This window comes from Rhodoferax ferrireducens (assembly GCF_031458075.1).
In the GTDB taxonomy this organism is placed as follows: Bacteria; Pseudomonadota; Gammaproteobacteria; order Burkholderiales; family Burkholderiaceae_C; genus Rhodoferax_B; species Rhodoferax_B ferrireducens_A.
In genome coordinates this window covers 689,955-705,953 of record NZ_JAVDXT010000002.1, presented here as the reverse complement: position 1 = coordinate 705,953, position 15,999 = coordinate 689,955, and the positions used below count along the sequence as shown (strand labels likewise).

Here is a 15,999-nt window from a genome sequence, read left to right as displayed (position 1 = left end):
AAATAGTTGCGGCTTTCAGTGCTTCGGAGGCTCTATGCGATCGGCGCGGACAACCTCTATCGCACCCTGGACATTCTTCAGCCGTACGGGCAAGGACTGCGGCAGCACGCGCCTGAAGGTTGCCGGGTCCATGGGGTCAAAAACGCCGGTGACGCGCAGTGCGGCGACGCCCTCGTCGTGGATCAGCAGCTGCGGGTCGCGGTAGCGGGCGAATTCCGCCACCGCCCGGTCCAGGCGCAGGTTGTCAAAGCTGACCCGCCCTTCCCGCCAAGGTGCAATCCCCGCAGCCGACACGGGCAGCACGACGCCTGAATTGCCAGCCGCATCGCTGTAGCTACGCTGGCCGGGCGATAAAAGCACCACGCTGGCTTGGGTTGCCTGCCTAGGTTCGACCCGCACCCGGCCTTCTTCCACGGCTACATGCACGCCTTCGTTTCCCAGAATGCCCGGCGTATGGCGCACGGAAAAACGCGTGCCGACCACGGTGACGCGGGTGCGGCCTGCCAATACATGAAACGGCCGCTCGGTATCGGTTTGCACGGCAAACACCGCCTGCCCTTCCAGCAGCTTCACCTCGCGGTGTTGCCGGTAGTAGGCGACTTCCAGCCGCGTCGCGGTATCGAGACGCACTCGGCTGCCATCCGGCAGCGGCAGCTCCGCCTGCTGGCCGCGCTGGGTGCTGAACGCACGGGTGTACAGCGGCTGGGCTTGTGATTGGTTCCACAGCACCAGGCTGCTGCCGCCCACGACAGCAGCGAGTCCGGCCAAAGCCGGGAGAAAAGCCCGGCGACGGATGGGCCGGGCACAGGGCGCGCTTGGTGCAGGCACGGGTGCAGCTGGCCGCGGGCCGATGTCACTCGCAGCCTCCATGGCCTGGTCAAATGCCAGATTGCGCTCCAGCAGATGCCGCATCTCCGATGGAATTCCGTCGAAGGCTTGCCATTCGTCCTGCCAGCGGGCGAAAGCCTGGCGGTGGGTCGCGTCGTGGGCCAGCCAGGCCTGGAAGTCTTGTTCTTCTGCCGCGGTAAAGGCTGGGTTGCGCCGCCGCACGAACCAGGCGAGCGCTGTCTCACGCGCCTGCGCAGCAGCGTCAAGGGTGGGAATAAAAGGTGGGCGCATGGCGTTCGGGGACTCTCATAGGGGGTAGACGCGCGAGCCGCTGAATACCCTAGGTCAAGCAGTCGGAAATTGCTGACCTTTATAAATGCTTGGAACGGTGCAGCTTGGTTCGGGGCGAAGTTTCGCCGATGGCGCCTGCGGCAGAAGCACGCCGACAGCGTTCACAGGTATCGAGCGCAAGCTTGATGTGCTGCTCGACCATTTTGACGGAAATACCCATCTGCGCGGCGACCTGGGCGTAGCTCAGCCCATCAAAACGATTCAACATGAAAGCCTCGCGGCAGCGTGGCGGCAACTTGTCGATGGCGGCGACCATTGCCGACACGCCTTGGCGCGACGACAGCGCGGCTTCGGGCTCCCAATCGCGAGGGCCTGGAGAGTCCATCGGCTCGGCATCCTTCGATGCCACCTCGACGCCCGCCCGGACCGCGCCATGGCGCTGGTGGTCGATCACCAGGTTGCGGGCCGTGCGGTAGAGCAAGGCGCGAGGCTCCGGGATGGAAGATCCCGATGCCTGGGCCGCGTAGACCCGGGCGTAGCTCTCCTGCGTCAGGTCGGCCGCCGTGGCGCGGTCCGCAACTTGGCGGACAAGAAAATTCAGCAGTTCGCGGTAATAGCGGTCGAACACAGTCCAGCCAAACCCTGTAGAAATGGATTGAAATCCATGGGCAGGTTGGCGTCGACGCGGCGTGGCTCACCTGATGCAATTGAGAATCGTTACCAACATTATCGGCGATCGCGCAGTATTGGCTTTGCCGCCTCGTGCGCAGGGCGGTAGTCTCGCTTGCCGATTAGAATAAGAATTATTCTTATTTGCACACCGGCATACGCCGCCGGATCAGGAAGAGAAACGCATGTCCACCGCCGAACTCGCCCAGCAGCATGAAGTTCACGCTCTATACAGCGCTCACCACGGCTGGTTGCACAGCTGGCTGCGCAAGAAGCTGGGTTGCGCGCACAACGCAGCCGACGTGGCGCAAGACACTTTTTTGCGCATCATTACCTCGCGCGATGCGCTGCTGGGCATGCGCGAGCCGCGCGCCTACCTGACCACCACGGCCCAGCGTTTGATGGTGGACCAATCGCGGCGCAAACTGCTAGAGAAAACCTATCTCGCGGAACTGGCATTGGCGGCGGAGTCCATGGCGGGTTACCCCTCACCCGAGGACATACTGCTTGCCGTACAGGCACTGGAGCACATCGGTACAGCCTTGCAAAACCTGCCGGACAAGGCACGCAAAGCTTTTTTACTGCATTACCTGGAAGGCCAGACCCACGCCACCATTGCCAGCCAGCTCGGGGTGTCCACCAAGATGGTGCAGAAGTACCTGGCCCAGTCGCTGCTGCATTGTCACCAGGCCCTGGAGGCATAGCGTGGGCTCCACCGATCCGATTGCGGCACAGGCGGCGGCGTGGCTGGTTCGCCTCACTGCCGACGATGAAACCGAGCGCCAGGCCGCGCGCATTGGCTTTGAAACCTGGCAATCAGCCGACCCGCGCCACGCTGCAGCTGCGGCCCGCATGCAGGGCTTTATCGACCAGGTACAGCGCTTGCGCGAGAGCAGCAGCGCGCAACCGGCCCATGCCGCGCTGCGCGCGGTCTTTTCTCAAGGGCGCAACGCCAAAAACCGCTACCACGGCAAGCGCGTAGGCGCTGTGTTGACCCTCGCCATGGCGTTGACGCTACCTGCCTGGCTGGTGCTGCGGAGCCATCCACTACCTTATCTACTGGCCGATGTGCGCAGTGCCACCGGTCAGTGGCAGGCAAAAACCCTGCCTGACGGGACGCGCATTACGCTGGGCAGCGCCAGCGCGGTCAATCTGCGCTTTGATCGCCAACGCCGCACACTGGAGCTGGTACGCGGTGAGATTCTGGTGGACGTGGCGCATGACCCCGCCCGTCCTTTCGTGGTGGAAACAGCGCACGGCAGCATCCGCGCGCTGGGGACCCGCTTCGTTGTGCAGCGTGGTGCCGATAGCACCTTGCTGAGCATGCTGGAATCCAAGGTAGCCGTGCAAACCGCAACCCAGCGCAACGCCCAATTGGGCGATACCACCACGGTCAGCGCAGGCCAACGCCTGCGTATTTCCGCCGAGGATGTGGGCAAGGCCGAAGACATCAACGCCCGCAGCGTCAGCGATGCTTGGAAGTTCCACCAACTGGTCGTACACGACTGGCCGCTGGCCCAGGTGCTCGACGCACTGGACGTCTACCGACCCGGCCATATCCAGTACGACCGCACGCAAATCGCGGGCATGCAAGTGTCCGCAGTGCTGCCACTTGACGATACCGACCGCGCTCTGCAGCTGCTGCTCGCCAGCTTCCCCACGCTGCGCATACGCACGCTGACACCTTATCTGGTGATGGTGGATGCACCCGACGGGATGTAGCTGGAATCTCTGCGGTTGAAAACTCCAAAGTTTTTTCGCCGGCCGGTTCCAGTTTTCGAATCTCATCCGTCATACAGAGTGAAAGCAAGATAAACGGACCGCCAAACCCTTCCGGAAAGCACTTCCGCGTCAGAGGCACTAGCCAGCTCCAGTTTGCATGCGCGCGCCACCCGGCGCCATGAAACCATTCACCTAGGATCTGCTGACTATGCCTGCCACTCCGGCCCACGCTGCCCCATTCTCTATACGCCTCAGCCCTCTGGCGTTTGCTGTTCGTTTCGGCCTGGTGGCCAGCATGGCACTGGCTTGCCATGGGCAAGCCAGTGCGCAAGCCGTGGCGCCGCAGATCCAATACGAAATTCCAGCCGGGCCATTGGCCGAGGCACTGAACCACTTTGCACAGCAGTCGGGCGTGACCATCGCCGTGGACGCAAACAAAGTGCAGGGGTTGCGCAGCCCTGGACTGCACGGCGGCTACGCACTGGACGAGGGCTTCAACCTGCTGTTGCGCGGCAGCGGCTACGTGATCGCAAAAACCGATGCCGGCTATGTGCTGTCGCCTGCGCCCAAGCCGCAAGATGCTGCGGACGGCGTGCGCACGCTGCCGCCAGTGTTGGTGACAGCCAGCGCAGATCTGCCCAGCGATCTGCCCACAGCCTATGCAGGCGGCCAGGTGGCCCGCGGCGCCCGGCTGGGCATGCTAGGCAATACCGACATGATGGACGCACCGCTCAGCAGCACCAGCTACACCGCACAAACCATCCAGGACCAGCAGGTGCGCACCGTTGCCGATGTAGTGGTGAATGACGCATCGGTACGCGTTGCCAGCCAGGCTGGCGGCATATTGGATACCTTCTTTGTGCGCGGCTTTCCGGTGGGCAATGGCAACCTGGGCGAAATCGCGTTTGATGGGTTTTATGGCGTTGCCCCCAACTACCGCGTGGGGACCGACTATGTAGAACGAGTCGAGGTGATCAAGGGGCCTACAGCGTTGATTTACGGCATGGCACCCAGCGGCAGTGTGGGTGGCGGCATAAATATTGTGCCGAAACGCCCGGCCGACAAAGATTTGACGCAGTTCACCGCCGACTATGCCAGCGCATCCCAACTGGGAGGCCACCTCGATGTGAGCCGTCGATTTGGCGAGGACCGCCAGTTCGGTATGCGCTTCAACGGCAGCTACCGTAGCGGCGACACCGTGCAAGACAAGCAGTCGCGCCAGGCGGGCATAGGCGCCTTGGCACTGGACTATCGGGGCGAGCGCTTCCGTGCAACGCTGGACTACGTGGACCAGCAGGAGAACATCGACGCGCCGTCGCGCCTGCCACGCCTGACCGCCGGCATCGCCGTACCTGCTGCGCCGGATGGCCGGCGCAACACCACCCAGTCCTGGGAATACGCCAAGGTGGCAGACCAGTCATTGCTGCTGCGCAGCGAATACGACCTCGGCGACACCACGACCTGGACGGTAGGGGCCGGTGCAGGTCGTACCCATGTGGAACGCTTGTTTGCCACATCACCCGTGGTGCTGAACGCTGCGGGCGATGTCAGTGCCCTACCCTCCAACTTCAGGTTCGAGGTGGATCGTGCGTCGGTCGATACCAGCCTGCGCTCGCAGTTCGCCACGGCGGCAGTCCACCACAGCGTCAGCCTTCAGGTCAGTGCTTACCAGGACCGCCTGGGGCGGGTATCTAACTCTGCAGCTACGGCACTAGCGACCAATCTTTACCAGCCCGTCAATTACGCTCCGCAAACAGTCGCTACACCCCTGGTGGTGCCCAAGGTGTCGGAAACCCATTTGACAGGTGTGGCCCTGGCCGACACGCTGTCGATGCTCGACAAGCGCGTGCAACTCACCCTGGGCTTGCGGCACCAGAAAATCGAATCAGACAACTTCAGCGAAACCACCGGCGCCACCACCTCGCAATATGCGAAAAGCGCCACCACGCCGATGCTCGGCCTGGTCGTCAAGCCGTGGCAAAACGTCTCGCTCTACGCAAACCGTATAGAAGGTCTGACCAAGGGCGATACAGCTCCCGGAACCGCCTCCAATGCCGGAGTGGTCTTCGCACCGTACAAGTCCAAGCAGTACGAGCTAGGCGTCAAGATCGACCACGGCCGCCTGAGTTCGACTCTCAGCGCCTTCGAGATCAAGAAGCCCAGCGGGCAGCTGACCGGCTCGCTGTTTTCCGTCGACGGAGAGCAACGCAACCGGGGCCTGGAATACAACCTGTTCGGCGAAATCCTGCCGCATATCCGCGTGCTGGCCAGCACCACCCTGCTCGACGCCAAATTGACGCGCACCAATAGTGCGGCCACCCAGGGCAAGACAGCGGTCGGTGTGCCATCGGTGCAAGCCAATCTCGGCCTTGAATGGGACACGCCCTTTGTGCCCGGACTCACGTTCACCGGCGGCCTGGTCCACACCGGAAAGCAGTATGCGGACACCGCCAACACGCAAAGTCTCCCCAACTGGCGCAGGCTGGACCTGGGTGTGCGCTACGCCACCCTGCTGGCAGGCAAAGCCACGACCTACCGACTCATGGTGCGCAACGTAGCCGACAAGCACTACTGGGCTAGCGTAGACGCCTATGGCGGCCTGGCGCAAGGCGACCCGCGCACCGTACTGCTATCGGCCACGGTGAACTTCTAGACCGACTCACACCAGACCGGTCCATCCATTGCGCGGGCTTGGCTGCTGCAGCCAGGCATTGCCCGCATCCCCTCCAATGCCTCATCCGCAGTAAGGACACCCATGCACAGTATGGCCCCCCATGCCGAACCGCGCACCGGACAGACCGACACCGAACAGTCTATGCCGCTGGCGCCGATTCTCGACGAGCGCATCGCTCACACCCTGGCGACACGGCCGGCTCTCTTGTTTGATCTGCTAACCCGTTACGGGTCACCGCTGAACATCGTATGGCCGCATGCATTGAAAAAGAACGTGGATGCTTTGCAAGCCGTATTGAACGCCCACCATGTGCGGTCCGAAATCTACTACGCGGCAAAAGTCAATAAGTCCCGGGCACTGGTGCGCTCTGCGGTCGAGGCTGGCGTCGGCATCGATGTATCCAGCGTCCATGAGTTCAACGACGCCGTCACCGCGGGCGCCACGTCGGCACACATATGTGCCAGCGGTCCGGCCAAGACGGCGGTGTTCCATCGCGCCTTGATCTCCAATGGAGCCCTGGTTTCCGTGGACTCCGTGGAAGAGCTGCAGGAGCTTGAAACCTACTGCGCCAACACACCAGGTAGCCGCGTCAGAGTGCTATTGCGCTACCGGCCCCAAGGCTCTGCCACCAGCCGCTTTGGCATGCCTGCACCAGGCCTGCTGGACTGTCTGCACAAAATTGCGCAGCTACCGGAATGCATGCTATTCGAGGGATTCCATTTCCATCTAAGCGGATATGGACACGCATCACGCGTGGAGGCGCTGCGTGAACTCGTCGCCCACATCGCAACGGCACGCCGCTTGGGCCTGCATCCACGCACCGTGGATATTGGCGGTGGACTGCCTATCCGGTATGTAGAGAGCACAGAGTATGCAAACTTCCTGGCGTCTCAAACCAAGAAGCACTACCGCAATGCAAGCGTGCCAGGCAGCTTCTATCCGTATGGAGGCTCAATAGACGCGTGCGGTTGGCTGCAGCAACTGCTCGCGGCGGAATGCGTCCCGGGTTTAAGTGTTGCCCAATACCTGCGCTCGCAGAACCTCACTCTCGCCATCGAGCCCGGACGCAGCCTGGTGGACCAGGCCGCCATTTCCGTGTTTCGCATAACGCGGGTCAAACGACTGGGCATTGCAAATTACGTGGTGTTTGTCGAAGGCAGCAGCTTTAGTGCCTGCGAAACCTGGTTTGCCTCGGAGTTTCTGGTCGATCCGATCCTGGTTCCGCAACCCGGTGGCCCTAGTCCAGTGGGTGGTCATGTGCAAGCCTATATCGCGGGCCATAGCTGTCTGGACGATGACGTGCTGACCAACCGGATCATCACCTTCCCCCGTCTCCCGCAAGCCGGTGACCTGCTGGTGTTTGCCAATACTGCCGGCTACCAGATGGACCTGCTGGAGAACGAGTTTCACCGCCATCCCATGCCACGCCGCATCGCCGCGACCTACACCGCCGCAGGCGCCATAGAAGTTTCCAGTGACGACAACAAGGAGTAAACCGTGATCTTTGAAAAGGTAACAGACTTGATCGGCAACACCCCCATGCTGGGCATACCGGTCCCCGCCAAGAATTCCATGCTGCTGCTCAAGATTGAAAAGAACAATCCGGGCGGCAGCATGAAGGACCGAATGGCCCGCAACATGATCGTCGAGATGCTCCGGACTGGACGCATCAAGCCCGGAGGCATCGTCGTCGAGTCGTCCTCGGGCAACACCGGCATCGGCCTGGCGATAGCGGCCATCGAGTTCGGGCTCCAATTCATCGCAGTGGTGGACCACCATGCGGCGCCAGACAAAGTGGCGGTAATGCGTGCGTTGGGCACAGACATACGCTACGTCAAAGGCGACTACAAAGAGGATGAGGTGGCGGTAGTGGAACGCCAGCGCCTTGCCGCCGAACTGGCCGAACAGCTGCCCGGTGCGGTATTCATGAACCAATCAGACAACCCGGCCAATGCAGGCGGGTACGCAGACTTCGTCCAAGAGGTCATCGCGCAAACCCATGGCCGTGTCGATGCATTTGTGGGCTGCGTGGGAACTGGCGGTTCCATGACGGGCATTGCCCGGGGCCTGAAGGCACATAACGCCAAGACCACGAGCATTGCCGTCGAGCCTGCCGGGTCCATCATCTTTGGCCAACCCGGGCATCCCTACTACCAGTCCGGCACCGGAACACCCAAAGGAGACACCGTCGGCCTGGTGCTGGACTACAGCTGCATCGACAAAGGGGTACAGGTCAGCGACTCCCAAGCTTTCGAGACGGCCCGCTACATCGCCAAGCGCACCGGTCTGATGGTCGGTGGCTCCACCGGTGGCGCCATCTACAAGGCACTGGAGTTCATCCATAGCGGCGTGATCTCCGGCAATGTCGTCAGCGTGGTGGCCGATGGCGGCGAGAAATACCTGCATACCGTCTACAACGAAGACTGGCTGCGGGAGCGCGAACTGCTGAATCCCGCCGTTTCAGCAAACCTGAAGCGCTGGCTGAACTGAAGATGCCAGCAATCAACGTAGCCATTTGCGGCGGCGGCAGAACCGGACATTTGAACGCCGTGCTTTTCAAGCAATGCCCGGGAGTCCGCGTGTCCTTGCTGACCGACAACCACGAGCTCATAGCCATGCAGGCGCAGGCAGAGGCCGCAATTGTGGCTTTGCTGCCCGACGGGCAAGAACTATCTGCCCGCCTGGATGCGGTAAGCGATGACCCGGCTGCCATTTTGGGCGATGCCGATATCGTTGTCATCACAGTGCCGGCGCATGTGCGGCCCGCACTGCTGGCCAGGATCGCCCCCCACCTGCCAAGCCACAAGAAGGTCTATCTTGGGGCAATTCCCGGCTTCTGCGGTTTCGACTGGCTGGCGCAAAAGGAGTTGAGCGGCCAGTCCAACGTGGTTATCTGGGGGATGAAGGATGTGCCCCATACCGCTTATGAGCTACAGCCCGGAGTCAGCGTGCGCATGGGCGGGGCAAAAAGCACGCTGTATGTCGCCACGCATGCTCGCGAAAGCGAAGCGGACCGTCTGCACCTGCAAATGCTGCTACAAAAACTGTACTCCGCCCCAGTAGAGCTGCTGCACAACTACCTGGAAATCACCCTGACACCCGGCAATCCGATCATGCACAGCTCGGTGGTGTATGGCCTGGTGGGCCCTTATGGGCAATGGCATAACCATGCGTTCTCTTCGCCGCTGTGCTGGTGGACGGAATGCCCGGATCTGGGCGCCTACTTTCTGGAGCGCAGCGACGCGGAAAGCCAGGCGCTGTGCCAGGCCATTGCCCAGCAACTGCATATCGACCTGTCTTCGGTGAAGCCATTGAAGGAAGAAATCCTGGAAGCCTATGGCGACCAGATCCGCGACCCGAGGACGATGCTGTCGGTGCTCCGCACCAACCAGGCCTACGACGCCATCCAGGCACCCCTGGTACCGGCGCAGGGCATGGCCGGTCGCTATGTCATCGACAAGAACAGCCGAGCATTCCACGAGGATGTCGCCTACGGGCTGGCCCTGCTGGTCGAGATGGCAAAACGGCTGAACGTGCCACTGCCCCATATCGAAGAAATTTTTCACTGGACTGCCAGCTACATGGGAGGCTTGCGCAGTTCGGCGCTCGACTACTTCCCGACCAACTGGCCCCCCGAGACCCAACATCCATGAACAACAAGCTAGCCCTCCTGCAACCCGCCAATCCTTTCTATGCCGAGCGCAAGGATGCCGCCTTGTTAGGTGCTCACCAAAACGCCTTGCGTCGCTTGGTACGCTGCCTTTTTGCAGAAAAGATCATCTCCAAAGACCTGCTCATGTTTGCGCCCCAGGGGCGCTCCGCCTGGCTGCCGCTGTGGCGGAAGCAAGCCCAGGTGTTTTTCGACGACCTGATGGTGGCTCCGGCAAATACCTTCGCCAGCCACGGCGCGATTACCTTGGTCGAATTGAACAATGTGCGGACCCCGATTACCACCGCGGACCAACTGATCGACCTGCTGCAAGAGTACTTCGACCTGCCTGTACAGGCGCAAGGAATTGCGGGCCTGAAGAAGGACATTGCGAACAGTGTCGAGAACGACATGCTGGCCCGGATACACCGCGATGCTTGGAATGCGGACCTAGGTGCCCGCATGCAAGCGACGAGAAGCCGGAACTTTATCCACTACCTGCGCGCAGGCTGCAGCACCAAAGATGCCGCAGTGCTACTGGACCAATGGGGCGCGTTGGAAGGCCATCCGTTCTATCCCACCTGGAAGTCCAAACCAGGCCTTGGTCCCGACGAGGTGGCCCAGTTGTCGCCAGAATTCGAGGCCCGCGTCAAGGTACGGGTGGCATCTTTGCGCGCCGATATGGCCTACATCGAGAAGATGCCCCATGTGCGCAGCTACCACGCATGGTTCGCCGCCCAGTTTCCACTCTTGTGGCAGAGCTGGAAGGCGCAGCTCAACGCCCGGCAACTGAACGAGCAGGATTGGCTGCCATTGCCGCTGCATAGCTGGCATCTGGAGCATTACGTCCAGGAGGAATACGCTGCGGAAATCCGGGATGGCATCCTGATAACAGACGGCCCCGAGCTCATCACGATCCCCACCATGTCGTTTCGCACCATGATGCCGGACCAGGTAGATTGCGCGCCGTTCATCAAGCTGCCGGTGGCCCTGTGGCTCACCAGCGAGCAGCGCAGCCTGCAGGCCAAGTCGATCCACATGGGGCCGCGCATCAGCGCGGTGGTCCAGCACATCCTGGCGGACGAGAATGGGTTCGATAGGACACTGGAAATCTTCCCCGAAGAGGTGGCGCTGCACTACCGCAACGCCTTGACCCAAGACGACAGACCGGGTCGCTACCTGTCTGTGGCTTTCCGCGCCAGCAAAGCGGCATTCGAGCGCACAGACGGCTTACTTCCCGTCATCGTCGCCTCGCTGTTCACCCCATCGCCTTCCTGCCACCGACCGCTGGTCACCGAGCTGATCGAGCAGGACGGAATACGCGCCTCGGCCGGTGCGGTGGAAGCCTTTTTCCGCCAGTACGCGCGTACCGTGACGCACCCCGTGGTCAGCATCTACCTGCTATACGGCATCGGCCTGGAGGCGCACCAGCAAAACACCACCGTGCTCTTCTCGGCAGACGGGATGCCGCGCAGCATCTTGGTGCGCGACTTCGGCGATGGACGGACTTATCTGCCCTTGCTGTCCGAGCGGGGATACACCTTGGCCCCTTACATCTACAAGGGCATCTTGCCCACGGTATTCACCGACGACATCGAACCCGTGAGGTCCTATGTGCTCGATGCCTGCTTTGTGTGCCATCTGCACGAGCTGGCCTTGCTGCTGACGCGCGAGTACGACCTGGATTCCCGCCGGTTGTGGGACATCCTGCGAGAGGAGACGCAGGCCGCATTCGATGCAGTTGCGCCGCGCATGCAGTCCCAAACACTGTGGCAGACAGAGCGGGCCGCATTCCTCGACAACCCTTGGCCCACCCGCTCCGTGTTGAAAATGCATTTGCTGCAGTACTCCGACTACCGGTTGCAACACCAACTGCCCAATCCGCTGGTCCGTGTCCCAGGCTGAAGCGCGCATGCCCGACAGTACGATGGCAGCGCACAAGGTGCAGCGCGCGATCCGCACCTTGTTCGCTATCCAGCTCATCTCCATGGGCGCCATGGAGATGAGCGGTCCATTCTGGCCCGTGCATTTGCGCTCGCTGGGTGCGTCCGGTTTGTGGTTCGGCTTTGCCGGGATTGCGGTGTATGTGGGCCCGATGCTGGGCATCATGCTCACCAGTGCATTCTGGGGCCGCATCGGCGACCGTTATGGGCATAAGCCGATGATGGTCCGGGCCTTGCTGGGCTTGGCGGTCACCCAGCTGGCATTGGCGTTTTCCAGCGACATCGCCACGATTCTGCTGCTGCGCTTTCTGCAAGGCAGCTGCGCGGGCTTTATTGCGCCAGCCCAGGCCTACGGCGTGCGCATCGAATCGCCTATGCGCCGGGCTCGCTTGTTTGCCCTGTTGCAGGTCTCAACCAATGTAGGTTCGCTGCTGGGCGCGGTGGCAGGTGGCGTGATCTTGGACACCGCCAGCTTTTTCTGGATCAATGCTGTAGCCGCCCTGCTGTGCGCGCTGTGTGCACTGGCGGTCATGTCCTTGTTGCCCACCGTGCCGACGGCGCAAGCTGTCGTCCCACAAGCAGGAGTGCAGCAGCCTCACCTAGCGTCGCCTTGGCGCTCCACACCCGTCTTGGGGCTGCTCTGCGTGATGGGCATTCTGCTGATAGCCCGCATGCTGACCCAGACGCCGTTCTCGTTGTACGTAACCTCGGTGTTCGGTGCTGCCAACAGCCTGGTCGGCCTGTGCTACGGCGTGCTCGCGCTGGGCTTTGTGGCTTCGGCCAGCGCCTGGGCCAGGTACTTCGAGGGCAAGGCCTTGGGCGAGGTGCTGGTCCGCTTGACCGGCATTGTCAGCACCTGCGCCGCCTTGATGCTGGTGGCGGGCCTGACCCGCCACATCGCCGTGTTCGCCGCAATGTATCTGGCCTGGGGCGTGCTCCTGGGCGCCACCACACCGGTGCTGATGGCACTGGTATCGCGCGCCGCTGCCAGCCACCAGCAAGGCCATGTATTGGGGGTTGCGCAAAGCGCCTCGCAGGCCTCCTCGATTGCAGGCATAGCTTTGGGCGTCGGCTTCAGCCAGGTCTTCGGTCTGGAATCCATTTACTTTTTTGTCGCACTGTTTTACGCGCTGGCAGCAGCTGCCATTCTGCTGCTGCGGCGCACTTGCAGCCCTAGCCCACCATGACTATGAAACTACGTAAACCGCTCCTATGGATAGCAGGCATCGCCGGCACTGCGTTGGCTTTGTTCTACCTCTTCTACACGCCCTCTCCGGTCCCTTCGCAGGCTGCGACAGGTGATGCAAAGAAAACCACCATCACCGACCTCGCCGGGCGCAAGGTGCCGGTCAAGATCCCCGTGCAGCGCGTGATTCTGGGTGAGGGACGCCAGCTCTATCTGGTGGCGGCGCTGGATACCGACAACCCAATCCAGCGCATCGTCGGCTGGCGCAAAGACCTGGTGCAGGCCGACCCGGACACCTATGCGCAGTACCGGCAGAAGTTCCCGAAGATCGCCGACATCCCCAGCTTCGGCGGCTTCGAAGAAGGCAGCTTCGACATCGAACAGGCCATCACCCAGCAGCCAGATGCCATTCTGCTGAACATCGAAGCCCAGCGCGCCACCGAAGATGCGCAGTACATCGAGAAGCTGGACGCATTGGGCATCCCGGTGGTCTACGTAGACTTTCGCCATAACCCGATGGCCAATACCGAGCCGACCATGCGCTTGTTCGGCAAGCTGTTTGGCAAGGAAGCCCGCGCCGAAGAGCTGATAGCTTTTCGCACTGCACAGATCAAGCGCGTGACCGACGTGATCGCCGCCCACCAACCGCCGCGGCCCAAGGTCTTTATCGAACGCATCGGTGGCTACAGCGAAGACTGCTGCCTGAGCTTTGGTGACGAAAACTTCGGCCGCTACGTGGAGCTGGCCGGCGGCAGCAATATCGCCAAAACCCTGATCCCTGCTACCTTCGGCCAGCTCAATCCCGAGCAGATCATCGCCGCCAACCCGGACCAGATTGTCGTCACCAGTGCCAACTGGGAGGCCTTTGCACCCGGCGGCAAATGGATAGGCGTCGGCCCCGGTGCGGACCTGGCCGAGGCCCGGCGCAAGCTGCAGGCCTACACCGCCCGGCCAGCCTATGCCGGCGTCAAAGCCAACCAGGACCAGGCCTTCCATGCCATCTGGCACCAGTTCTACAACAGCCCCTACCAGTTCATCGCCATCCAGCAACTGGCCAAGTGGCTCCACCCCGACTTGTTCGCCACGCTGGACCCGGATGCGAGCTTCCGCGCGCTGCACGAACGCTTCCTGCCCATCGCCTACACACCCGGCTACTTTGTGTCGCTCAAGCCACAAGGAACACAGCCATGAGCGCGCTACCGCTGCCGGCTCTCGCAGACAAACACAGCAGCTACCGCCGCCTCATCTTGCGCAAACAGCTGCTGCTGGTGGCCTTGGTGGCCCTGCTGTTGTTCAGCCTGGTACTGGACCTGGCCATCGGTCCGGCCAACTACGGGCTGGGCGAAGTGGTCCAGGCCCTGCTGGCCCCCGACAGCGTACGCCTGCAGGCGCGGGTGGTGATGTGGGACATCCGCCTGCCGGTGGCGCTGATGGCGATTGCCGTGGGTGCAGCGCTGTCGGTGGCTGGCGCACAAATGCAAACCATACTCAACAATCCGCTGGCCAGCCCGTTCACGCTGGGCATCTCGGCTGCCGCCAGCTTTGGCGCAGCCCTGGGCCTGGCCTTTGGCGTCAAGCTGCTGCCTGTGGCCGTGGACTACCTGGTACCTGCCAACGCCTTCGCCATGGCAATGCTGACCGCGTGGTTGATCCACATGCTGAGCCTGCGGCGGGGCGTGACGGCCGAAACCATTGTGCTACTGGGTATCGCCCTGGTGTTCAGCTTCAACGCCCTGTTGGCGCTGGTACAGTATTTTGCGAGCGAGCAGGCGGTGGCCGCCGTGGTGTTCTGGACCATGGGCAGCCTGACCAAGGCCACCTGGCCCAAGCTGGGCCTGACCTGCCTGGTGATCGCCATCACCCTGCCGATCTTCGCGCGCCGCGCCTGGGCCTTGACGGCATTGCGGCTGGGCGACGACAAGGCGGCCAGCTTTGGGGTCAACGTGCAGCGGCTGCGCCTGGAAACCATGGTGCTGGTCAGCCTGCTGGCGGCGATTCCGGTAGCGTTTGTCGGCACCATCGGCTTCATCGGCCTGGTTGGGCCGCACATTGCCCGCATGCTGATCGGCGAAGACCAGCGCTTCTTTCTGCCGGCCTCGGTGCTGTCGGGTGCGCTGCTGCTGTCGCTCAGCTCGGTGGTCAGCAAGTCATTGGTAGACGGGGCGATCTTCCCCATCGGCGTGATCACCTCGCTGATCGGCATACCGTTCTTCATTGCGCTGATCCTCGGCCAGACGAGGCGCTCATGGTGAGGCTGCGCCTGCAAGACCTGGGGGCCCACCACGGGCGCCATCTGGCCCTCTCTGGCGTCAACACCCCCAGCTTCCAGGGCGGTGAGCTGGTGGCGGTGATCGGCCCCAACGCCGCCGGCAAGTCCACGCTATTCAAGCGCATGGCCGGGCTGCTCAAGGGGCCTGGCCAGCTGCATCTGGACGGCTCGGCCAAAGGCCCAGCCGGCATCTGCTACATGCCGCAGGACACCACGGCGAATGCGGTGCTGACGGTCTACGAATCGGTGCTGCTGGCACTCAAGCAAAAAGCCTCCTGGGCCGTGCATGACACGGACCTGGAGCGCATCCACAGCGTACTTCTCTCGCTGGGCATTGCCGACATCGGGTTCCGCAACCTGGGTGAACTGAGCGGCGGCCAACGCCAGCTGGTATCGATTGCGCAGACCCTCGTGCGCCAACCGGAAGTCCTGCTGATGGACGAACCGACCAGCGCGCTCGACATGCACCGGCAGGTACAGGTGCTGGGCTTTGTGCGTGATCTCGCGCGGCAACGCGGCATGCTGGTCTTCGTGGCATTGCACGACCTCAACCAGGCGCTGCGCTTTGCCGACCACACCCTGGTGATCGCAGACGGCACGGTGCGCTGCAGCGGCCCGTCTGCAGAAGTCATTACGGTACAGATGCTGCGCGAGGTCTACCAGATAGACGCCCGGGTTGAGCGCTGCTCACGGGGCATGGGGCATGTCATTGTGGATGGCGTTGTATAGCGCCTGAATACTATTAAATTTATAGCTGGCAGCGCTGAC

Annotated in this window: 13 protein-coding genes; 11 read left to right on the top strand and 2 right to left on the bottom strand. The window is 62.2% G+C overall.

Going from position 1 to position 15,999, the window contains the following annotated elements:
• Positions 1-15: 15 nt before the first annotated feature.
• Together J2X19_RS12320 and J2X19_RS12315 are read right to left on the bottom strand one after the other, a co-directional pair.
• Complete coding sequence (locus J2X19_RS12320; protein WP_310373446.1) at positions 16-1,119, bottom strand: FecR family protein; 1,104 nt, start codon at positions 1,117-1,119, stop codon at positions 16-18.
• 79 nt (positions 1,120-1,198) lie between these two features.
• Positions 1,199-1,747 carry an RNA polymerase sigma factor gene (locus tag J2X19_RS12315; protein WP_310373444.1) on the bottom strand — a complete coding sequence of 183 codons (549 nt, stop codon included), beginning with the start codon at positions 1,745-1,747 and terminating at the stop codon, positions 1,199-1,201.
• Positions 1,748-1,973: 226 nt separating this feature from the next.
• On the opposite strand from J2X19_RS12315, the gene J2X19_RS12310 reads away from it, so the two are divergent.
• The 11 genes from J2X19_RS12310 (at position 1,974) to J2X19_RS12260 (ending at position 15,960) form a co-directional block, all read left to right on the top strand.
• Positions 1,974-2,492: a sigma-70 family RNA polymerase sigma factor gene (locus J2X19_RS12310; RefSeq protein WP_310373442.1), complete on the top strand. Its 519-nt coding sequence runs from the start codon at positions 1,974-1,976 to the stop codon at positions 2,490-2,492.
• A 1-nt stretch (position 2,493) separates the two neighbouring features.
• Positions 2,494-3,510, top strand: a complete 1,017-nt coding sequence (locus tag J2X19_RS12305; protein WP_310373440.1) for a FecR family protein — start codon at positions 2,494-2,496, stop codon at positions 3,508-3,510.
• 208 nt (positions 3,511-3,718) lie between these two features.
• On the top strand, positions 3,719-6,163 hold the full coding sequence (locus J2X19_RS12300) for a TonB-dependent receptor (protein WP_310373439.1): 2,445 nt from the start codon (positions 3,719-3,721) through the stop codon (positions 6,161-6,163).
• A gap of 102 nt (positions 6,164-6,265) precedes the next feature.
• Positions 6,266-7,678, top strand: a complete 1,413-nt coding sequence (locus J2X19_RS12295) for a Y4yA family PLP-dependent enzyme (RefSeq protein ID WP_310373437.1) — start codon at positions 6,266-6,268, stop codon at positions 7,676-7,678.
• A gap of 3 nt (positions 7,679-7,681) precedes the next feature.
• A complete protein-coding gene (locus J2X19_RS12290; RefSeq protein WP_310373435.1) occupies positions 7,682-8,674 on the top strand; it encodes a PLP-dependent cysteine synthase family protein in 993 nt (330 codons plus the stop codon).
• 89 nt (positions 8,675-8,763) lie between these two features.
• Positions 8,764-9,837, top strand: a complete 1,074-nt coding sequence (locus J2X19_RS12285) for an NAD/NADP octopine/nopaline dehydrogenase family protein (RefSeq protein WP_310373433.1) — start codon at positions 8,764-8,766, stop codon at positions 9,835-9,837.
• Positions 9,834-11,738, top strand: coding sequence for an IucA/IucC family protein (locus tag J2X19_RS12280; protein ID WP_310373431.1), 1,905 nt, complete (start codon positions 9,834-9,836; stop codon positions 11,736-11,738). Before J2X19_RS12285 ends, J2X19_RS12280 begins: the two co-directional genes overlap by 4 nt.
• 7 nt (positions 11,739-11,745) lie before the next feature.
• Positions 11,746-12,963: an MFS transporter gene (locus J2X19_RS12275; protein WP_310373429.1), complete on the top strand. Its 1,218-nt coding sequence runs from the start codon at positions 11,746-11,748 to the stop codon at positions 12,961-12,963.
• A 2-nt stretch (positions 12,964-12,965) separates the two neighbouring features.
• A complete protein-coding gene (locus tag J2X19_RS12270) occupies positions 12,966-14,153 on the top strand; it encodes an ABC transporter substrate-binding protein (RefSeq protein WP_310373427.1) in 1,188 nt (395 codons plus the stop codon).
• Positions 14,150-15,214 (top strand): FecCD family ABC transporter permease, encoded by a 1,065-nt coding sequence (locus tag J2X19_RS12265; RefSeq protein ID WP_310373425.1) that lies wholly within the window; start codon positions 14,150-14,152, stop codon positions 15,212-15,214. The genes J2X19_RS12270 and J2X19_RS12265 overlap by 4 nt, the downstream gene beginning before the upstream one ends.
• Positions 15,208-15,960, top strand: a complete 753-nt coding sequence (locus tag J2X19_RS12260; RefSeq protein ID WP_310373424.1) for an ABC transporter ATP-binding protein — start codon at positions 15,208-15,210, stop codon at positions 15,958-15,960. Before J2X19_RS12265 ends, J2X19_RS12260 begins: the two co-directional genes overlap by 7 nt.
• Positions 15,961-15,999: the final 39 nt, after the last annotated feature.

Coding starts and splice junctions, on each gene's coding strand:
- J2X19_RS12320 (WP_310373446.1), bottom strand. CDS start 1,119: ATGCGCCCACCTTTTATTCCCACCCTTGACGCTGCTGCGCAGGCGCGT.
- J2X19_RS12310 (WP_310373442.1), top strand. CDS start 1,974: ATGTCCACCGCCGAACTCGCCCAGCAGCATGAAGTTCACGCTCTATAC.
- J2X19_RS12300 (WP_310373439.1), top strand. CDS start 3,719: ATGCCTGCCACTCCGGCCCACGCTGCCCCATTCTCTATACGCCTCAGC.
- J2X19_RS12295 (WP_310373437.1), top strand. CDS start 6,266: ATGCACAGTATGGCCCCCCATGCCGAACCGCGCACCGGACAGACCGAC.
- J2X19_RS12280 (WP_310373431.1), top strand. CDS start 9,834: ATGAACAACAAGCTAGCCCTCCTGCAACCCGCCAATCCTTTCTATGCC.
- J2X19_RS12275 (WP_310373429.1), top strand. CDS start 11,746: ATGCCCGACAGTACGATGGCAGCGCACAAGGTGCAGCGCGCGATCCGC.
- J2X19_RS12270 (WP_310373427.1), top strand. CDS start 12,966: ATGAAACTACGTAAACCGCTCCTATGGATAGCAGGCATCGCCGGCACT.
- J2X19_RS12265 (WP_310373425.1), top strand. CDS start 14,150: ATGAGCGCGCTACCGCTGCCGGCTCTCGCAGACAAACACAGCAGCTAC.
- J2X19_RS12260 (WP_310373424.1), top strand. CDS start 15,208: ATGGTGAGGCTGCGCCTGCAAGACCTGGGGGCCCACCACGGGCGCCAT.